Origin of the sequence: Sphaerisporangium melleum (assembly GCF_014646695.1) — a bacterium.
Taxonomy (GTDB): domain Bacteria; phylum Actinomycetota; class Actinomycetes; order Streptosporangiales; family Streptosporangiaceae; genus Sphaerisporangium; species Sphaerisporangium melleum.
Window position 1 is genome coordinate 57,946 of the sequence record NZ_BMNT01000028.1, and the last position, 18,358, is coordinate 76,303.

General features: G+C 71.1%; 18 protein-coding genes, 2 tRNA genes and 1 other RNA gene. 8 read left to right on the forward strand and 13 right to left on the reverse strand.

The window, feature by feature from the left end; genetic code table 11:
- Positions 1-81 precede the first annotated feature (81 nt).
- The gene (locus tag IEY93_RS23945) at positions 82-654 is read right to left on the reverse strand and encodes a GNAT family N-acetyltransferase (RefSeq protein ID WP_229691410.1); all 573 of its coding nucleotides are present in this window, start codon (positions 652-654) and stop codon (positions 82-84) included.
- Between the two features lie 53 nt (positions 655-707).
- Between IEY93_RS23945 and IEY93_RS23950 the strand changes: the two genes are divergently transcribed.
- The gene (locus tag IEY93_RS23950; protein ID WP_229691411.1) at positions 708-1,214 is read left to right on the forward strand and encodes a winged helix-turn-helix transcriptional regulator; all 507 of its coding nucleotides are present in this window, start codon (positions 708-710) and stop codon (positions 1,212-1,214) included.
- Between the two features lie 42 nt (positions 1,215-1,256).
- Here the strand turns inward: IEY93_RS23950 and IEY93_RS23955 are convergent, their stop codons facing one another.
- Entirely contained in the window at positions 1,257-1,910 is a 654-nt protein-coding gene (locus IEY93_RS23955) for a VC0807 family protein (protein ID WP_189165360.1), read from the reverse strand.
- 184 nt (positions 1,911-2,094) lie between these two features.
- Between IEY93_RS23955 and IEY93_RS23960 the strand changes: the two genes are divergently transcribed.
- Entirely contained in the window at positions 2,095-2,901 is an 807-nt protein-coding gene (locus IEY93_RS23960) for an SURF1 family cytochrome oxidase biogenesis protein (protein ID WP_189165361.1), read from the forward strand.
- A 249-nt stretch (positions 2,902-3,150) separates the two neighbouring features.
- Entirely contained in the window at positions 3,151-4,350 is a 1,200-nt protein-coding gene (locus IEY93_RS23965; RefSeq protein WP_229691412.1) for an amidohydrolase family protein, read from the forward strand.
- Between the two features lie 92 nt (positions 4,351-4,442).
- Here IEY93_RS23965 and IEY93_RS23970 read toward each other — a convergent pair whose 3' ends face one another.
- Complete coding sequence (locus IEY93_RS23970; RefSeq protein ID WP_189165362.1) at positions 4,443-4,781, reverse strand: YkvA family protein; 339 nt, start codon at positions 4,779-4,781, stop codon at positions 4,443-4,445.
- Between the two features lie 448 nt (positions 4,782-5,229).
- Positions 5,230-5,904 (reverse strand): TetR/AcrR family transcriptional regulator, encoded by a 675-nt coding sequence (locus IEY93_RS23975; RefSeq protein ID WP_229691413.1) that lies wholly within the window; start codon positions 5,902-5,904, stop codon positions 5,230-5,232.
- A gap of 153 nt (positions 5,905-6,057) precedes the next feature.
- Between IEY93_RS23975 and IEY93_RS23980 the strand changes: the two genes are divergently transcribed.
- Positions 6,058-7,485 carry a hypothetical protein gene (locus IEY93_RS23980; RefSeq protein ID WP_189165363.1) on the forward strand — a complete coding sequence of 476 codons (1,428 nt, stop codon included), beginning with the start codon at positions 6,058-6,060 and terminating at the stop codon, positions 7,483-7,485.
- Between the two features lie 399 nt (positions 7,486-7,884).
- On the opposite strand, the gene IEY93_RS23985 is transcribed toward IEY93_RS23980, so the two are convergent.
- The 7 genes from IEY93_RS23985 to ffs form a co-directional block, all read right to left on the reverse strand.
- Positions 7,885-8,949 (reverse strand): aspartate-semialdehyde dehydrogenase, encoded by a 1,065-nt coding sequence (locus tag IEY93_RS23985; protein ID WP_268241581.1) that lies wholly within the window; start codon positions 8,947-8,949, stop codon positions 7,885-7,887.
- A 35-nt stretch (positions 8,950-8,984) separates the two neighbouring features.
- A complete protein-coding gene (locus IEY93_RS23990) occupies positions 8,985-10,259 on the reverse strand; it encodes an aspartate kinase (protein WP_189165365.1) in 1,275 nt (424 codons plus the stop codon).
- A 232-nt stretch (positions 10,260-10,491) separates the two neighbouring features.
- A complete protein-coding gene (locus tag IEY93_RS23995) occupies positions 10,492-11,022 on the reverse strand; it encodes a DUF5063 domain-containing protein (RefSeq protein WP_189165366.1) in 531 nt (176 codons plus the stop codon).
- Entirely contained in the window at positions 11,015-11,614 is a 600-nt protein-coding gene (recR, locus tag IEY93_RS24000; protein ID WP_189165367.1) for a recombination mediator RecR, read from the reverse strand. The genes IEY93_RS23995 and recR overlap by 8 nt, the downstream gene beginning before the upstream one ends.
- A 5-nt stretch (positions 11,615-11,619) precedes the next feature.
- Positions 11,620-11,967: a YbaB/EbfC family nucleoid-associated protein gene (locus IEY93_RS24005; protein WP_189165368.1), complete on the reverse strand. Its 348-nt coding sequence runs from the start codon at positions 11,965-11,967 to the stop codon at positions 11,620-11,622.
- Positions 11,968-12,317: 350 nt separating this feature from the next.
- Positions 12,318-14,507: a DNA polymerase III subunit gamma and tau gene (locus tag IEY93_RS24010; protein ID WP_189165369.1), complete on the reverse strand. Its 2,190-nt coding sequence runs from the start codon at positions 14,505-14,507 to the stop codon at positions 12,318-12,320.
- Positions 14,508-14,614: 107 nt separating this feature from the next.
- Positions 14,615-14,710, reverse strand: an RNA gene (gene ffs, locus IEY93_RS24015) — signal recognition particle sRNA small type.
- A gap of 115 nt (positions 14,711-14,825) precedes the next feature.
- Between ffs and IEY93_RS24020 the strand changes: the two genes are divergently transcribed.
- From IEY93_RS24020 to IEY93_RS24035, 4 genes are all read left to right on the forward strand, one after another.
- Positions 14,826-14,911: transfer RNA gene (locus tag IEY93_RS24020), tRNA-Ser, on the forward strand.
- Between the two features lie 893 nt (positions 14,912-15,804).
- A complete protein-coding gene (gene ypfJ / locus IEY93_RS24025) occupies positions 15,805-16,677 on the forward strand; it encodes a KPN_02809 family neutral zinc metallopeptidase (protein ID WP_189165370.1) in 873 nt (290 codons plus the stop codon).
- Between the two features lie 69 nt (positions 16,678-16,746).
- A complete protein-coding gene (locus tag IEY93_RS24030; RefSeq protein ID WP_189165371.1) occupies positions 16,747-17,085 on the forward strand; it encodes a type II toxin-antitoxin system VapB family antitoxin in 339 nt (112 codons plus the stop codon).
- Between the two features lie 185 nt (positions 17,086-17,270).
- Positions 17,271-17,792 (forward strand): GNAT family N-acetyltransferase, encoded by a 522-nt coding sequence (locus IEY93_RS24035; RefSeq protein WP_189165372.1) that lies wholly within the window; start codon positions 17,271-17,273, stop codon positions 17,790-17,792.
- A 161-nt stretch (positions 17,793-17,953) separates the two neighbouring features.
- On the opposite strand, the gene IEY93_RS24040 is transcribed toward IEY93_RS24035, so the two are convergent.
- Together IEY93_RS24040 and IEY93_RS38555 are read right to left on the reverse strand one after the other, a co-directional pair.
- A tRNA-Ser gene (locus IEY93_RS24040) sits at positions 17,954-18,043 on the reverse strand.
- 71 nt (positions 18,044-18,114) lie between these two features.
- Positions 18,115-18,358: nucleoside deaminase (locus tag IEY93_RS38555; RefSeq protein ID WP_229691414.1), on the reverse strand; the 244-nt coding region annotated here is incomplete at its 5' end.

An 18,358-nucleotide genomic window follows, 5' to 3' on the forward strand; every position in this document is an offset into this window, starting at 1 on the left:
AACAGAACCTTATTCTGCAAACCCCGTAACCCCCACAGCTTACCGGCCTTGACCCGCACCCGCCATTTCGGGCCCGGTCGATCAGGCCGGGGTCACCGGCGCGCGGAGGGCGGGCGACAGGGCGGCGACGATCTCCACCGTCCCCGACGAGACGGTCATCCGGGCGTCCGGCCACCAGCGCCGGACCATCGACAGCACCTTGCGGTTCTCCCCCATGACGTCCATCGTGACCGTCGACGCGCCGAGGCCGGCCGCCCGGCGGAGCAGGGCCCGCACCAGCCGGGAGCCGACGCCTGCGCCCTGCCACTCGTCGGCCACCACCACGGCGATCTCGGTCGAGGCGTCCCGGGTGAAACTCATGGCATGCCCGACGATCCGCCCGGCGGCGTCCAGGGCGACCAGCAGGTCCCGGCCCCCGGTCGCGGTGGTCATGGCCCGCAGCAGCGCCGCGCCGGGATCGGTGAGCCCGGTGAAGAAGCGCAGAGACCGGGTCCGCGGGGAGAGCCCGACGACGAACTCTCGCACGCGCCCACCGTCCTCGGGCCGGGCCGGGCGGATGCGCACCGCCGGCGCGTTGCGCGGCGCGACCGGGACGGCGAGGCCCGCGCGGGCGGCGGGAAGCACCGCGGACATCGCCACCTGGGTCTCGAACATGGACTCAGCCTGGCGGAGACCGTCTAGGTCTGTCAACTAGACTCAGAAGGGCGATGGGAGGGAAGAACGTGACCGCCGACGACGCCACCATGACCGGGCCGTTCCCGTTGCCGGTCGACAACTGCTCCATCGAGCGCACGCTCGCGATCCTCGGCGAGAAGTGGACGTTCCTGGTGCTCAGAGAGGCCTTCCGGGGAGTGCGCCGCTTCGAGGACATGCAGGCCGGCACGCATGCCCCACGGCAGGTGCTCAGCGCCCGGCTCACCCGGCTGGTGGAGGAGGGCCTGCTGCGCAAGGTGCCCTACCGCGAGCCGGGCAGCCGCGGGCGGCACGAGTACCGCCTCACCCAGAAAGGGCTCGACCTCTACCCGATCATGGTCAGCCTGATGCACTGGGGTGACCGTCACACGGCGGACCCGGACGGGCCTCCGGTCCTGCTCACCCACCGTGACTGCGGCGCGCCCGTCGAGTTGCACATGCGCTGCACCGAGGGCCACGAGGTCTCCTCGGCCCGCGAGGTCTCCCCCCGGCCCGGCCCGGGCGCCCGCCTGGCCGGCTGACGAGCGGTCGCGCGCCGGCCCGTCCCGTGCGGCGAGTGGGCCTCAGATCCGATGCTGCACGACGCGCAGCACCCGTTTGAAGGCCAGCAGCGAGGCGGCGGCGGCCAGGACCATCAGGACCGCCACCGCGGAGGTCCTGACGATCAGGTAGGTCTCGATGGACTCGCTGAACAGCAGCCACAGGCTCAGCGAGCCGTTGACGAACTGCACGGTTCCCCACAGCAGCGAGAGGTGCACGAAGAACCGCCGCATCACCGGGTGGCGGACCAGGTGGTCGGGCAGCGGCACCAGGTCGGTGGTGACGCGCTGGATCAGCGGGCGGGGGGTGGCGGCCGTGGCCAGGAAGGCCAGGCTGGCCGCGAACACACCGAGCGTCGGCTGCAGGAAGTAGATGACCACGTCTCCGGTGATCAGGGCCAGCGCCGCCCGTACGGTGATCGCCAGCATCGCCAGCAGCACCGTGCCGGGGACCTTCTGCCGCCGGACCAGCCGGAGCGCGACCCCTCCGTACACCCAGGCCACCGCCATGACCAGCCCGCCGTGGACCCCGGCCAGCAGCAGCCCCGCGTAGAACACGGCGACCGGCAGGATCATGCCCTCCAGCACCCGAGGTGCCGCATGCTTGATCAGGACGGAGAGCCTCGGCAACACCGGGTGCTGCGCGGCCGGCGGCAGCGCGAGAGAGTGCGCGGTCATGTACGAGACTGCTCCTGCGAGACAGAGCGGTATGCCATGGATTGAAACCTGTACGACCGTACGCGATGCCCCGGCGGTCCGCGACCGGTTCGAAAAGATCATGAACTCCGGGATGACCGCCGACACGGCCACCACCTCCGGGCTGGATCCCGGACCACCCACCGGCCTGCCTAGGCTGAGAGGCGTGTACCGGTTCCTCCTGCGGCCCCGCTGGCTGGCGTTCCACCTGCTGGTCCTGCTGCTCATCCCCGCGTTCGTCTTCCTGGGCCGATGGCAGTACGGGCGGTTCGAGGACAGGTCGCGGACGAGCGAGCGGGCGAGCGCCAACCTCGCCGCGGCGGCGGTCCCGCTCACCGAGCTCGATCGCCCAGGTGGCACGGTGCCGGACGCCGTGAAGTTCCGTACGGTCACCGCGACCGGCCGGTTCGACGCCGCCCACGAGATGACGGTCCGGCGCCGCCCGCAGAGCGGCCGGCCGGGGTTCTACGTGCTCACGCCCTTGGTCACCGCCGACGGCACCGCGGTGATCGTCAACCGGGGATGGGTGAAGATGGGGCCCACGGCGGACGCCGCGCCCGAGGTGCCGCCGCCGACCTCGGGTGAGGTAACTGTCACCGGCCGGCTACGCCCGGCGGAGACCGAGGACAGCACCGGAATCACCGACCGCACCGGGCTGCCGCCCCGCCAGGTCCTGCTGATCGACACCGCCAAGCTCGGCACGGCGGTGCCGTACCGTCTCTTCGGCGGGTACGTCGAGCTGACCGAGCAGCGGCCGGCCGCCGCCACCGCGCCAGAACCGGTGCCCGAGCCCGACATCGGCGGGGGCGGCGGGCTCAACCTCGCCTACGCCGTGCAGTGGTGGGTGTTCATCGCCATCGCGATCGGCGGCTGGTTCACGCTGATCCGCCGCGAGGCCCACGACCTGCGGGCCGAACGCGAAGCAGCCCAGCCCGGCACCGGCACCGGTCCCGTCCCCGCTCCGGGCCACTGACCTTCGCGCGCACGGACGGTAACCGGCCTGACCCCAGGCTCGGCCCCCCGTACCGAGGAGGTGGGACGCCCGGTGCGCCAGCACCGTTCGGCACCGGTGCACCACGCCCGATGACTGGCTACTTGTCGTAATCGTCACGCTTTCGGTAAGGGCTCTCACGACGCCGTACACCGCTACGCGTGCGAACGGATACCAACCGGAGACCTCCCAGCTTGTCTCGTGTTATTCCTGCGGCATACGGTTTTCCCTGTGAACCTGTCGCTGCCCCCTGACCCCGAGCCGAGGCGGCGAGATTACGTGATCATCAGCGTCGACGATCACCTGATCGAACCACCGGACCTTTTCGAGGGCCGGCTCCCCGAGAGGTACGTCGACATGGCCCCCAAGGTCGTGGAGACCGAAGCGGGCCATCAGGTGTGGCGGTACGGAGGTGCCACCTACTCGGCCGCCGGCATAGACGCCGGCGCGGGCCTGCCACGCGAGCAGTGGACGCTCGAGCCCATGCGCTACGAGGAGATGCGGCCCGGGTTCCACGACATCGAGGCACGCATCAAGGACATGGACATCGCCGGGGTCTGGGCCGCCCTCAGCTTTCCCGGCATGCTCGGCGTCCAGTCGGGCATGGCGTTCGCCAAGACCCGCGACCAGGACCTCGGCCTCGCGCTGACCCGCGCCTGGAACGACTGGCACTGCGACGTGTGGGCCGGCACCTATCCCGAGCGCATCATCGCCCTGCAGCTCCCCTGGCTGCCCGACCCCGAGGTCGCGGCCAAGGAGATCAGGGCCAACGCCGCCCGCGGGTTCAAGGCGGTGGTCTTCCCCGAGTTCCCGACCCGCCTGCGGCTGCCGTCCATCCACACCGGTCACTGGGACCCGTTCTTCGCGGCCTGCGAAGAGACCGGCACCGTGGTCTGCCTGCACACCGGCGCCTCGTCCTGGTCACCGGTGCCCTCGCCGGACACCCCGATCGAGGCCATCACCACCATGATCCCGGCCAGTGCGATGTTCGCCTGCGCCGACTGGCTCTGGTCCGGCATCCCGCTGCGCTTCCCCAAGCTGCGCATCCTCATCGTCGAGGGCGGCGTCGGCTGGCTGCCCATGCTCGCCTCACGCGCCGACTACGCCCTCGACCACCCGGTCGCGGGTGAGGCCACCTGGGAGGGCGGCCTCAAGCCGAGCGAGGTGCTGCGCCGCAACTTCTACTTCGGCACCCTGGACGACTACGCCCTGTCCGGGGTGCGGCTGGCGGTCGGCCTCGAGCACGTCCTGCTCGAGAGCGGCTACCCCCGCTCGGAGTCCACCTGGCCGAACGTCCAGCAGGCGCTCGCCCGCAACCTGGGCAGCCTGCCCCCGGCCGACATCGGCCGGGTCGCCTACGGGAACGCCGCCCGTCTCTTCGGCCACCCCCTCCCCTCCCGGGCCTGGCTCCTGAGGGAAGGCGAAGACTGACACCCCCGCCCGGCCCTCACCAGCCGGGCGGGCCGCTCCAGGGCGCCACACGGCCACGAGCAGGCCGGGCCGGGCCTTGGGAGCGAGACGGGTCAGGAGACCTCGCCGCGCACCCGCTTGCGCTCCCAGTCGAGGTAGCGGCCGCTCTCGCCGAGCAGGGAGGACATCAGCCACAGGAACGCGCCGAAGTCGTCCGCCACACCGATCACCGGCAGGAAGTCGGGAAGCACGTCCACCGGCGAGACGATGTAGAGCACACCGAGCCCCATGAGGGCCAGCTTGCCCTTGCCCAGCTCGGAGTACTCACCGCGCAACGCGCCGCCGATCATCCTCGGCAGCGCCCGCACCCGTGCCATCAGCCCCGGCGAACCGGGCCGGTTGACCTCCTGATAGGCGCGGTAGGCCGCGGCCGCGCGGGAAGCCTTGCTCATGGGGCCACCTCCGTCTGTGCCAGGGACGCACACGAGGTCGGACTCGTCGACCATCGCGACTACCCCTCCCCGCACCCCCATAACGCACGGCCCGTGCCACCAGGTTCCACCCGCCCTCCAGCCGCGCCACTGGATTCCGCCCCGGCATCGAACGGGTCAGGACGAGCAGCCGGCGTGGGCCGGGCCCTACCAGCGCGACGTGTGGCGGACGCCGGATCGCGGGACGCATCGCCCCCCCGATCGGCACCGGCACAGTGATCGTCACGCCGTTCTCGACGTGCGCCTGCCCCGCACCGGACCGGCCCTCCCGTCCCCTGGCGCGAACGGCTCGTCACCTCGTCCGGTGTGGCCCGCTGCCGTCATCTCCCGGCCGGTCATGACACGGGTGAGCCGGGACGGCGAGCTTCCTCCCCCGGCCCGCTCGGCCGCGGACGGCCCCGTAGCGGGGTCAGGCGCGCAGCTCGCGCATCGCGGTGATGAAGTCCTTGGTCACCCCGCGCAGCCCGGGCAGGTGGGAGAGGCCCACGAGCCGATCGATCAGCGGGACCATGACCTCGATCAAGCGGTACGTACGCTCGCATCCCGGCGAGGTGTCGTGCACCCAGAACAGCACCACGCCCATCGAGGACAGCCACAGCAGCTCGGGAAGCTCCTTACGCAGCTCGGCGTCGATGCGGTCGGCGGAGCCCTCGACGACCTCGCGGTAGATCGCGATGGCCGCCTCGCGGGCCGGCGCCGACTCGCCGCTGAACGGGCTGAGCGGGTTGCTCGGCTCCGAGGCGTGCTTGAAGAACTTCACGGCGAACGCGTGATACGGCTCCGAGACCTGCACCCACGCGCGCAGCACCCCGCTCAGCCGGGCCGCGAACCTGCGCTCGGTCACCAGCAGCTCCCGGCAGGCGGCCTCGTGCTCGCACTGCGCCCGGTCGTAGTAGGCCTGGACCAGTTGTTCCTTGGAGGAGAAGTAGTAGTAGGCGTTGCCCACGGAGACCCCCGCCTCGGCGGCGATGGCCCGCATCGTCGTCGCCTCGTATCCCCGCTCCCGGAACAGGCGCAGAGCCGTCTCGACGATGACCTCCCTGGTCTTCTCTCCCCCGCGCGCCCTCGGCGCCGACTCCGCCACGTGGCCACTGTACGGCCCGGAGCGGCCCATGGTCACAGACGCACAGCTTGCCCGCCAATTTCCCGCAAAAACACGCAGAGTAGTGGAGTCAGCACTTTGCGCGGGTGGGATAGATCTCCTTGGCGGAGGGGCGCCCTGCGACAGAGGATCACTATGGGTGTACATCCATGCACTCGGGGAGCGGCGTGGCTCGGTGCCTGCGCGGTGCTCACCGTGCAGATCACCGTGACGGCGCTGGACACGGCACCGGCCTTCGCCGCGGCTTCGCGGCCGGGCGGCGTGGCGGGTCCCCGTCACGCGCCGGACCAGCGACACCCCGGGGCCACGGCGACCCGGCTGCACGACCTGCGCGCCGAGACGAGCACGTCCCGGCTTCCGGCGGGCGCGCGTACCACCGGCGCCGAGGCTGCGGCCGCACGGTCCGGCGCGGGCGCGGCGCGGTACACCGCGGTCCTGGCCTCCGTCGCGGCACGCGGTGCCACCGGCACCGCGCGGAGCCTCCCGGCCCGTACGCGGGACGCGAATGCCGCCGAGCCGTCGTCCGTCAGGACCGGCGCGGCCGGCCTCCAGGCGACGTCGTCCGGCGCGGTGACCGGCCTGCCGGCCGACGCCGGCGCACCCCAGGTGATCGTCCCGGCGGGGTCGGCCAGGCTCATCCCCGCCGCCGTCCGCCGAGCCACACCCTCCCGGGCGAGCGTGCGCAAGCGGGAGGCGCCCGCCCTGCGGACCACAGCGACGACCGGCGCCTCCGCCGTCTCCGCCGCACCGCGGGCCGCGCAGGAGACCACCCGCGTGCAGGGAGCCGCCCAGCGGACGCCCACCATGCCCGAGACGACGGCACGAGAGGCGGCGGAAGTCATGCGACCGGCCTCACCCGAGGCGGCGCCGTCCCGGGCGGCGCGGCGGACACCCCGCGTACAGCAGGTCGCACGGCACAAGCCCATCGCGAAGCAGGCCATCGCGCGTCACTCGGCCACGGCGCGCCGTGCTCCGGCCGTACGCCAGGCCGCCAAGGCACGCGCGCTGCCTCCACGTCAGGCCAAGGCACGGCGGGCTCTGCCCGCACGCCAGGCGGCCAAGGCGCGGCGGGCTCTGACGGCACGCCTGGCGGCTAGGCGGCGGGTTCTGGCCACCGGCATGGTCGCCCCGGTGCTCTGGCGGCAGCATCTGGCGTTCGGGGCGCTGCGACTGCCGCACGCCCCGGCCGCGCGCCGGATGCGGCACGCGGGCCTGCGGTGGCGGTCGTCGGGCAACTGCGTGAGCCGGCACCGGTCCTCGTGCACCTCCCTGGCGACCGTACGGCTGCAGACGCTGTGGGGCCTGGTCAACCTCAAGCGCCGCAGCGGCTGCGACATCCTCGTCACGGGAGGCACCGAGACCGGCCACGCGGGCGGTCCGCGCAGTCACGGCACCGGCTACAAGATCGACGTGGCGCACAACCGGTGCATCGACCGGTTCATCAGACGCAAGCAGGCCGGACCGGTACGCGGCGACGGCGCCCGGCTCTACTACGAGAACCGCCCGCAGGGCCGCATGATCTACGCCAACGAGCCGAGCCACTGGGACATCACCTTCCGGTGACCCGCCTGGTGGCCGTACGAGGCGCGTCACGGCGTCCCGGCGTCCGGATCGCCGAACGGGAGGAAGGCCTGGCCCCGTCATAGGGCCCGGCGTCACGCGGTGCTGTGACCGGCGGACTCGGCTCATGACGGGTCATGGGCGCAGACGGGCGAACCGCTCCGTTGCCGGATGGATCACAACCGGATCGGCCGATCGCCGCGACGGCCCCATGCTGTTCCCAGCGCGCCGGCGAGGTGGCGTCGAACACCACGAGGGCGCCGGGGTTGCTTGGAGCACAGGCCGGGCCGTGCGCGCGAGGCCTTACCGGTCCGGCTGCCGGTGCCGGCGATCGGGCCGGCCGGTGGTCCACCGGTCCGGCCACGGGTTCACCCATGGCCGGTGCGCGGTGGACCGGTGGGTTCAGCCGGCGGTGAGCTCGGCCGCGACCAGTTCGGCGATCTCGGCGGTGTTCAGCGCGGCCCCCTTGCGGAGGTTGTCGCCACACACGAACATGTCGAGCGTGTTGGGGAAGTCCAGCGCCTGGCGGATGCGCCCGACGTAGGTCGGGTCGGTGCCGACGACATCGGCGGGCGTCGGGAACACGTTGTTCGCCGGGTCGTCCAGGACGACGACCGTCGGGGCCGCCTCGAGCACCGCGCGCGCTGCCGCCACGCTCACCGGCTCGGCGAAGGTCGCGTGCACGGCCAGCGAGTGGGTGGTGACCACAGGCACCCGGACGCAGGTCGCCGAGACCTTGAGGTCGGGAATGCCGAGGATCTTGCGGGACTCGTTGCGGACCTTGAGCTCCTCGGAGAACCAGCCGTCCTCCTTGAGCGAGCCCGCGGCCGGCACCACGTTGAACGCCAGCGGAGCCGGGAACGGCGAGCCGACCAGGTCGGGCACGGCCTTGCGGACATCGCCGGCCACCGTGCCGATGGTGCGGTTGCCCGCCACCGCGGCGATCTCGTCGTACAGCCGCTCGGGGCCGGCCACGCCCATGCCGGAGACCGCCTGGTAGGACGCGACGACCAGCTCACGCAGGCCGTACTCCCGGTGCAGCGCGCCGAGGGCGGCCATCATCGACAGGGTCGTGCAGTTGGGATTGGCGATGATGCCCTTGGGCCGCCGGCGAATCGCCTCGGGGTTGCACTCGGGCACCACGAGCGGCACGTCGGGGTCCATGCGGAAGGCGCCGGAGTTGTCCACGGCGACCGCTCCACGGGAGGCGGCGACCGGCGCCCACTCCGCGGACACCTCATCGGGCACGTCGAACATCGCGACGTCGACCCCGTCGAACGCCTCGGGCGAGAGCGCGATGACCTCGACCTCCCGGCCACGGACCACCAGCTTCTTGCCGGCGGAACGGGGCGAGGCGATGAGGCGGATCTCCCCCCAGACGTCGGGGCGGCCGGACAGGATGTCCAGCATCACGGTGCCGACGGCGCCGGTGGCGCCCACGACGGCCAGGGTCGGCTTGGCGTTCACTGCCCGATCGCTCCTATCACCGGTGTGCTGCTCACTCATCGTCCGCTGCCTCCGTACACCACGGCCTCGACCTGGTCGGCGTCGAGGTCGAAGGCCCGGTGAGCGGCGGCGACCGCCGAGTCGACCTCGTTCTGACCGACGATGACCGAGATGCGGATCTCGGAGGTGGAGATCATCTCGATGTTGACGCCCGCGTCGGCCAGCGCGCCGAAGAAGGTGGCGGTCACGCCGGGGTGGGAGCGCATGCCGGCGCCGACCAGCGACACCTTGCCGATCTGGTCGTCGAAGAGGATCTTCTCGAACCCGATCTGCTCCTGGATGCGCTTGAGCGCGGTCAGGGCGGCGGCGCCGTCGGCCGCGGGCAGGGTGAAGGAGATGTCGGTGCGCCCGGTGGTGGCGGCCGAGATGTTCTGCACGATCATGTCGATGTTGATCTCGGCGTTCGCGAGCGTCCGGAAGATGGCCGCGGCCTCTCCGACCTTGTCGGGCACCCCGACGACAGTGATCTTTGCCTCGCTCCGGTCGTGCGCGACGCCGGAGATGATCGGCTGCTCCATCTCGGTTCCTTCAGTGTCGGGATCGGAGACGACCCATGTGCCTTCCCTGCTGCTGAACGAGCTCCTGACGTGAATCGGCAGGTCGAACCGCCGGGCGTACTCCACGCAGCGCAGGTGCAGGATCTTGGCGCCGCAGGCCGCCATCTCCATCGCCTCCTCATAGGAGATGCGGGGGATCTGGCGCGCGGCGGGGACGATGCGCGGATCGGCGGTGAAGATGCCGTCCACGTCGGTGTAGATCTCGCAGACGTCGGCCGCGAGGGCGGCCGCCAGGGCCACCGCCGTGGTGTCGGAGCCACCCCGGCCGAGCGTCGTGATGTCCTTGGTGTTCTGGGAGACGCCCTGGAAGCCGGCCACGATGGCGATCTGCCCGGCGCGGACGGCCTCCTGGATGCGGCCCGGCGTCACGTCGATGATGCGCGCCTTGCCGTGGGTGGAGTCGGTGATCACGCCGGCCTGGGAGCCGGTGAACGAGCGCGCCTCGTGACCCAGGTTGGCGATGGCCATCGCGAGCAACGCCATCGAGATGCGCTCGCCCGCCGTGAGCAGCATGTCGAGCTCGCGCCCCGGGGGCACCGGGCTCACCTGCTGGGCGAGGTCGAGCAGCTCGTCGGTCGTGTCGCCCATCGCCGAGACGATGACCACGACGTCGTTGCCGGCTTTTTTCGTCGCGACGATCCGCTGGGCCACCCGCTTGATGCGGGCGGCGTCGCCGACGGAGGAACCACCGTATTTCTGGACAACGAGCGCCACGGGATGTCTCCCAAAGGTTCAGTATGCGGAGCTCACAGTCTACTGGCGGCACCTGGAGCACCCACTTATTTAGCCCAGCATGTGGACAACCAGCACCAGTGACCTGTGAAAAGCCAGAATCTGTGGAAAACTCGCCGGCCTGTCGCCCCGGAAAATCCGCGGAGAAACCCAGGGCGGCCGACGGGATGCGAGGGGGCCGGCCTCGAGTGCGAGACCGGCCCACCGGACGTCATCAGGCCGGCGTCGTCTCCTCCACGACGTCCAGCCGGGTGTGGGCGACCAGGGCCTGCAACGCGCGCATCGCCGCGCCCGCGTGGTTGCCCCAGGTGTTGAAGTAGGAGTACTGCCACCACCACAGCGCCTCCAGCGGACGCCCCGCGCGGTAGTGGCCGAGACCGTGGATCAGATCGGCCGCGACGGCCGCCAGGTCGTCCGACAGCCGGTAGGCGGTCACCACGGTGTCCTTGTACGGGTCGAAGACCTCGGCGTAGACGTCCACCGGACCGAGACGGGTGGCCAGCTCCGTACGCACGCCGTCGAGATCGGGATCGGGACCGGTCGCCGGCTCGAAGTTACCCTGCAGGATGACGTCCTCGGCCGCCCCGAGCTGAGCACCCGCCAGGCTGACCTGGGAGACCTCGACGAGCAGCATCGGCAACATGGCGTCACCACCCTCGCCGCTCGCCAGCCTGGTCAGACCGTCGAGATAGTTCTGGGCATGCGCGGCGATGCGATCCGCCATGGCGTTCCACTCGTCAAACATCCAGCAGCCTCCGTCCTTCGAAAGCGCGGCCCAAGGTGACCTCATCGGCGTACTCGAGGTCTCCGCCCACTGGCAGACCGCTGGCCAATCGTGTCACTTTCAAACCCATCGGTTTGACCAACCTGGCGAGATAGGTGGCCGTCGCCTCCCCTTCGAGGTTCGGATCGGTCGCGAGGATCAGCTCGGTGACCTGCCCGTCGGCCAGCCGCGCCATCAGCTCGCGGATGCGCAGATCGTCCGGGCCCACTCCCTCGATCGGGCTGATCGCCCCGCCCAGCACGTGGTAGCGCCCGCGGAACTCGCGGGTCTTCTCGATCGCGACGACGTCCTTGGACTCCTCGACGACGCAGATCACATGGGGGTCGCGCCGGGTGTCCCGGCAGATCCGGCACTCCTCCTCGGCCGCGACGTTCCCGCACACGCGGCAGAACCGGACCCGCTCCTTGACCTCCAGCAAGACGTGCGCCAGCCGCTTGACGTCGGCCGGATCGGCGGACAGCAGATGGAAGGCGATCCGCTGCGCGCTCTTGGGACCGACGCCGGGCAGCAGGCCCAGCTCATCGATCAGGTTCTGGACCACCCCTTCGTACATGTCGGTCAGAACCCCGGAAGCTGGAATCCGCCCCCGCCGAGGCCCTGGGCGAGCGGGCCGAGCTTCTCCTGCTGGAGGTCGGCCGCCGCGCGGACGGCGTCGCGTACCGCAGCGATCACCAGGTCGGCGATCGTGTCGGCGGTCTCCTGCGGATCTCCGGGGTCGATGGCCTTGGGGCTGATCTTCAGCTCCAGCAGCTCGCCACTGCCGTTGACCGTGGCGACGACCAGGCCGCCGCCCGCGGTCCCCTCGACCTCGGCGTCGTTGAGCTCCTGCTGTGCGGTCGCGAGCTGCTGCTGCATGAGCTGCGCCTGCTCGAGCAACTGCTGCAGGTTGACATCACCTGGATTCACGATCGTGCGCTCCTCATGGCTTCGCGTGTGGCACGAGCCTACGGGGTTTGCCACGGATGTTGCACTGGCGCTGGTCGCATCCCTCCGCCCCGGTGGGCGACTCCAGCGTCGCAGAAGCGGCACGGCCACGGCGTCAAGCACCGGCATGTATCACCCCAAGACCACTTGAACGCCCCACCGTCCACCCGCTGATCACCGCGCTAGTGCGGTGACCGCATACGTTCACTGGGGCGCGACTCCACGTTCCGGCCATGTGCCGGATGTCATCGGCGCCGGGTCGGCGGGTGGTGGTACGGCGATGCCGGCGCCGGCTACGGCGTCCGACCCGGTCAACCTTCGTGGACGGCGCACTAGCTGTGGTCGATCTCCTCGATGACCTGGCCGCCGAGCTCGCGCGCGACCAAGGCCATGCCGGTGAGCGCGTCGGTGTCGGCGTCCGCGTCGTTGTCCGGGTCGACCTCGTCGGCCTCCACCGTCGCCGGCCCCGTACGGCGCGGGACGGCGTCCGGCCAGCCCGCCGCGGCGGCCTGCCGTGGGCCCGCCTGCGCCGCGGCCTGAGCGGCCGAACGGGCAGCGGCGAACCCCGTACCCGAGGTGGAGTGCCCGGGGCCGGGACCTTCGTCGTCGGGAGGCGGCGCGTCCGGCCACGGCTCGTCGGACGGAGCCGGGGCGACGGCCGGCCGCTGCGCCGGGGCCTGCGCACGGCCCTGCGCGGGATTCTGCGCGGGGGCGGCCACCGCCGCCGTCGAGGGCTGCTGCGGCGCCGGGGCGCTCTCCTGACGCGCGGGGGTCGTCCTCGGCGCCGGGGCGCTGCGCGCGGGAGCCGCGGGGGCGGCACCGGCCGGCGCGTTGCCGACGACGGCCTCGACGCGCCAGGTGCCGCCCATCACCGCTGCGATGGCCGCCGCGACGACGGCGTCCTTGCCGCCGTTGACGAAGTTGCGCATGGCGCCGACCTGGGTGAACCCGAGCGTGACGGTGTTGCCCTCGACGCCGGCCAGTTGCGAGTTGGTGTTGACGTTCGCCCAGACCGCCGGCGAGCGCTGCTTGAGCACGTCGAGAATCTGCGGCCAGGTGTGCTGCAGAGCGCCGGCCCCGGCCTGGACCGATGGTGCCGCAGGCACCGCCGCCTGCGCGGGGGGAGCCCCGTTGCTCTGGGTGGCGACCTGGGGTGCGCCGGTGCGTGCGGGCGCCGGCCAGTCGTCCGCGGGCGCACGCACGGCGGGCGGACGATTTTCGGCCTGCTGCCCCTGACCCGGCGCCGCCTGCCTCGACTGACCCGGCTGCGAGGGGCGCGCCCCGGCGTCCGGCGGCTCGGGCACCGCGCCGGCCATCCCGCCCGGAGGGGGGACCGCGGCGGCCGGCTGCACGGCCATGGTGGCGAGGCCGCCGCGCTCGAGCCGCTCAAGGCGGGTCAGCAGCGCGGTCTCGCCCTGGTCGGCGGCCGGCAGCAGGACGCGGGCGCACATGAGCTCCAGCATCAGCCGCGGAGAGGCCGCGCCGCGCATCTCGGTCAGGCCGGCGTTGAACACCTCGGCCGCCCGGGTCAACTCGGCGGGGCCCATCGACGCGGCCTGCTCGGCCAGCCGCTCCAGCTCGTCCGCGGGACGATCCAGCAGGCCGCTGCCCGCCGCCTCGGGGACGTTGGCGAGGATGACCAGGTCGCGGAAACGTTCCAGCAGGTCCATCGCGAACCGGCGCGGGTCGTGGCCGCCCTCGATCACCCGGTTGACCGCCTGGAAGACCGCAGCTCCCTCCCGCCGGGCGAACGCCGCGACGATCTCGTCGAGCAGCCCTCCGTCGGTGTATCCCAGCAGGGACACCGCTCGCGCGTAGGTGATGCCGGACTCGTCCGCACCTGCCAGGAGCTGGTCCAGGATCGACAGCGAGTCACGCGCCGACCCGGCGCCCGCGCGCACGACCAGGGGAAGCGCGGCCGGCTCGTACGGCACGGACTCGGAGCCGAGGATCTCCTCCAGCAGTTGCCGCAGGGTCGCGGGCGGCATGAGCCGGAAGGGATAGTGGTGGGTGCGGGACTTGATGGTCCCGATGACCTTTTCCGGCTCGGTCGTCGCGAAGACGAACTTCAGGTGCGGCGGGGGCTCCTCGACGAGCTTGAGCAGCGCGTTGAACCCCTCGCGGGTCACCATGTGCGCCTCGTCGATGATGTAGATCTTGAAGCGCGCGGAGACGGGAGCGAAGAAGGCGCGTTCACGCAGGTCGCGGGCATCGTCCACGCCACCGTGCGAGGCGGCGTCGATCTCGATGACGTCCAGGTGCCCCGGCCCGGTGGGCGCGAGCGCGACACACGACTCACACTCGCCGCACGGGTCGGGCGTCGGGCCCTTCTCGCAGTTCAGCGAGCGGGCGAGGATGCGCGCGCTGGAGGTCTTGCCGCAGCCGCGCGGGCCGCTGAACAGGTATGCGTGGTTGATGCGGCCGGTGCTGAGCGCCTGCCGCAGCGGCTCGGTGACGTGCTCCTGACCCTTGACTTCGGCGAACGTCCCAGGCCGGTATTTGCGGTAGAGAGCGAGACTCATGCCGTCTCCTCGCCTAGGGGGTCGGAGTGACTGGTCACCGGAGCGCCCTGAGGGTCATATGCGTAGATCGTCGTGATCATCGGACCACACCGCCTTGAGGCTCCCAGCGAAGAGACCCCTCGCACACCCGACAGAGCCCGCTTATCCTTGCTGCCTTCCGGCCCTGGGGAGGTTCACAGGATGACGCCGTGCGAGGGGTCCGATGACAGTCTAGCCGTGCGCGGCAGTGCTCGGGGCAGCCCTGGCAGGAAGACCGAGACCGTTTCGTCGCCCTCCGCATGGTCTCGACGCCCTCCAGAGTCCGGTAAGCTTCTCGACGGAGGATTCGCCTAGTTGGCCTAGGGCGCACGCTTGGAAAGCGTGTTGGGGGCAACCCCTCAGGAGTTCGAATCTCCTATCCTCCGCGCTTGGTTGAGCAGCAAGAACACGAAGGCCTCGGTCGATCCAACCGGGGCCTTCGTGCATTTCCGTCTCAGTTCCCGTCTCGGTCGGCCGGCGCCTGTCCGTCCAAGGCCATTCCCTGACGACTTGCCTCGGCACCAGACGCTCTCAGGTTCGATCTCACGGATCGGATGCCTCGTCGTCTCCTGGTCCACCCGCCGCCATCGGCTTCCGCGGCCTCCCGAAGCTGTTCCGCGTCTCCATGCCGTCATCGTGTGCTTCTCAACACCCAACCCGTGGTGGCGGGAGGTGGTGGCGCGGGGACGGGGGCGGCGCCGGGGGTGGGGGTGCAGGCGGGGCGCAGGCCGAGGGCGACGCCGACACCGGCCGCGAAAGCGAGCACCAGACCCGCCACGAACGGACCGCGCGCGGTGGCCCACGTCCGCAGCCATGCCATCACCGGCATGATCGGAAGACTGCGGACGAAGTATGCCGGAGGCGGCATGTCGCACATCGGAGCCGGCTCATCGTCCCGTCCTTGCGGCGCGCCCTCGTCCCACTCCCGCGGGGCGTCGTCGTCGCGGCGTGGCGGCGGGACCTCGTTACGGAAACCCACGGCAACCCCCGGTATCACCAGCAGTGATCTTCGCTGGTCACGCTAGCCGCGCCGTCGTCCGCGATCACGGAACCGGTGCCCGCGCACGACCGAACACGGCCGTCCGTTGGCGCTCGCCAGTGCGGCCCTTGACCCTCCCGCGGAGCGGAGGTGCCGGCAACGCAGGGACCGGCATTGGCACGTGTCACGTTCGCCGCGCACCATCCTCACCTGCGGATCTTCCCGGGTGACGCATGATCGTTTCCTTGGAGGGCAGCAGGAACGGACGAAACCCCCGGACCGAGCGAAGGAAACGGGCCGATGGACTTCCGTGACGATGTCAAACTCGACGCCTCCCAGGTCGAGAACCGAGGCGGCGGAGGCTTTCCCGGTGGCGGGCTGGCCATCGGAGGAGGCGCGGCGGGCATCATCGCCCTCATCGCCGCCCTGATATTCGGGATCAACCCCGGCGACATCACCGGCGGCGGTGACACCACAGGCGTCCAGCCGACCTCCGACCTGTCGCAGGAGTGCAAGAAGGGCTCGGACGCCGACCAGTCGGAGAACTGCCGCGTGGTGGGCGTCGTCAACAGCATCCAGGCGTACTGGAACGACGCCTTCGACAGCGGCGGCAGCGGCTCGTACTCGCCTGCCCGGACCGTGCTGTTCAGCCAGGCGGTGGACACCGGCTGCGGTCAGGCCTCCTCGCAGGTCGGCCCGTTCTACTGTCCGAGCGACAAGCGCGTCTACCTCGACCTGAGTTTCTTCGACGAACTGCAGAGCAAGTTCGGCGCCAAGGGCGGGCCCTTCGCGCAGGCGTACGTCATCGCCCACGAGTACGGCCACCACGTGCAGGATCTCCTCGGGACCATGGGGCGGGTCCAGGGCGACGAGCAGGGCGCTCAGAGCGCTTCGGTCCGGCTGGAGTTGCAGGCGGACTGTTACAGCGGCGTCTGGGCCAAGAACGCCGTGGACACCGGCTTCTACGAGAAGCCCTTCACCGAGACCGACATCCAGGAGGCGCTGGACGCGGCGGCGGCCGTCGGTGATGACCGCATCCAGGAGAAGGCCCAGGGCCGAGTGGATCCGGAGGCGTTCACCCACGGCACCTCCGAGCAGCGGATGAAGTGGTTCAGCACCGGCTACACCTCGGGTGATCCGGGAAAGTGCGACACCTTCTCCGGGGGCATCTGAGGTGATCGCATGCTTCAGCACCGACCCGCTGAAGCATGCGATGCCGGAAAACTCTCTTAAACTCATAGGGTGATCTTCAAGTCAGTCGGTGATGGCCGCCCGTACCCCGAGCATGGCCTGTCGCATCGCGAATGGGCACAGATTCCGCCCCGGCAGGTCAGGCTCGACTCTTTGATCACCACGAAGGCGGTGCTCGACCTGCACTCCCTGCTGGCCAAGGACTCCACGTTCTACGGAGATCTGTTTCCGCACGTGGTGCAGTGGCGCGGTGAGTTCTATCTGGAGGACGGCCTGCACCGCGCCCTGCGCGCGGCCCTGCACCAGCGTTCCGTTCTGCACGCGCGGGTGCTGCAAGTGGACGACTCCGGCGGCGTCGCTCCCGCCGCGGACGAGATGGGGGCCCAATAGCGCCGGTCCGATGACCAGGAGCCCAAAGCAGAGCGCCTGCGATGAATGTGGGGAATCACCCGGAAAACCGGGACCGCAGGTGGCCGGATAGGTGAACAGTCCGCCCAACTCGTACCCAGGCCGCCGGCCGGTCCGGCAGGCGTAATTCGGTTGACCGGGCCGGGCCGAATGGCGAGCCTGGGCGGATGCTGGTGAGACGTGAACTTCCACAGGACGCCCCCGCCATCCGGCGGGTGCACGACGCCGCCTTCGCCAAGGCCGACGCGCCCGGAGCCCGCACCGTCGAGGCGGGCCTGGTGGAGGCGCTGCGGGACTGCGACGCCTGGTCGCCCCCGCTCTCGCTGGTCGCCACCGCGGCGGACGGCGGCGTCATCGGGCACGTCGTCTGCACCCGGGCCTTCGTGGACGGCGTCCCCGTGCTCGGCCTCGGCCCGCTGGGGGTGCTCCCGGAGCACCAGCGTCGCGGCGTCGGGCACGCGCTCATGCACGCCGTGCTCGGAGCGGCGGACGCGCTCGACGAGCCGCTCGTCGTACTGCTCGGCCACCGCGACTACTACCCGCGCTTCGGCTTCCGCCGCGCCACCGAGCTGGGCGTCATCCCGCCGGACCCCGGGTGGGACCTCCACTTCCAGGCGCGCCCGCTGACCGCCTACAGCTCGGCGATCCGCGGCTCGTTCGTCTACGCCGAGCCTTTCCAGAAGCTCTGAGGCGGCGGCTCGCAGCCGTCCGTTCCGCGCTCCGCTGCACGAGTCGCTCCGCTCGGCCCCAGGCCGGGCGCGGATGGGTGCGAGCCGCCCGAGAGCGGCCACCAGGAAGCCGCGGAGATGCGAAAGGCCCCCGGACCCTGAGGTCCGGGGGCCTTTCGCTGTGGCGGTGGAGGTGGGATTTGAACCCACGGATAGGTTGCCCCATCACACGCTTTCGAGGCGTGCGCCCTCGGCCACTAGGCGACTCCACCGCCGAGCAGCCTACCGGATCCGAGCCCTTGTTCGCGCGCGGCCATCGTCTGATATGCACCAAATGCCGGTTTTATTGACGTCGGTCGGCGAAGAAGTCGTGCAGAACGGCCGCGCACTCCGCGGCGAGGACCCCGAGAACGACCTCTGGACGGTGGTTCAGCCGCCGGTCGCGCACCACGTCCCACAGAGACCCGACCGCGCCGGCCTTGTCGTCGGCGGCGCCGTACACGATGCGGTCGACCCGGGCGAGCACCGCCGCCCCCGCGCACATCGTGCAGGGTTCGAGGGTCACCACCAGCGTGCAACCGCTCAAC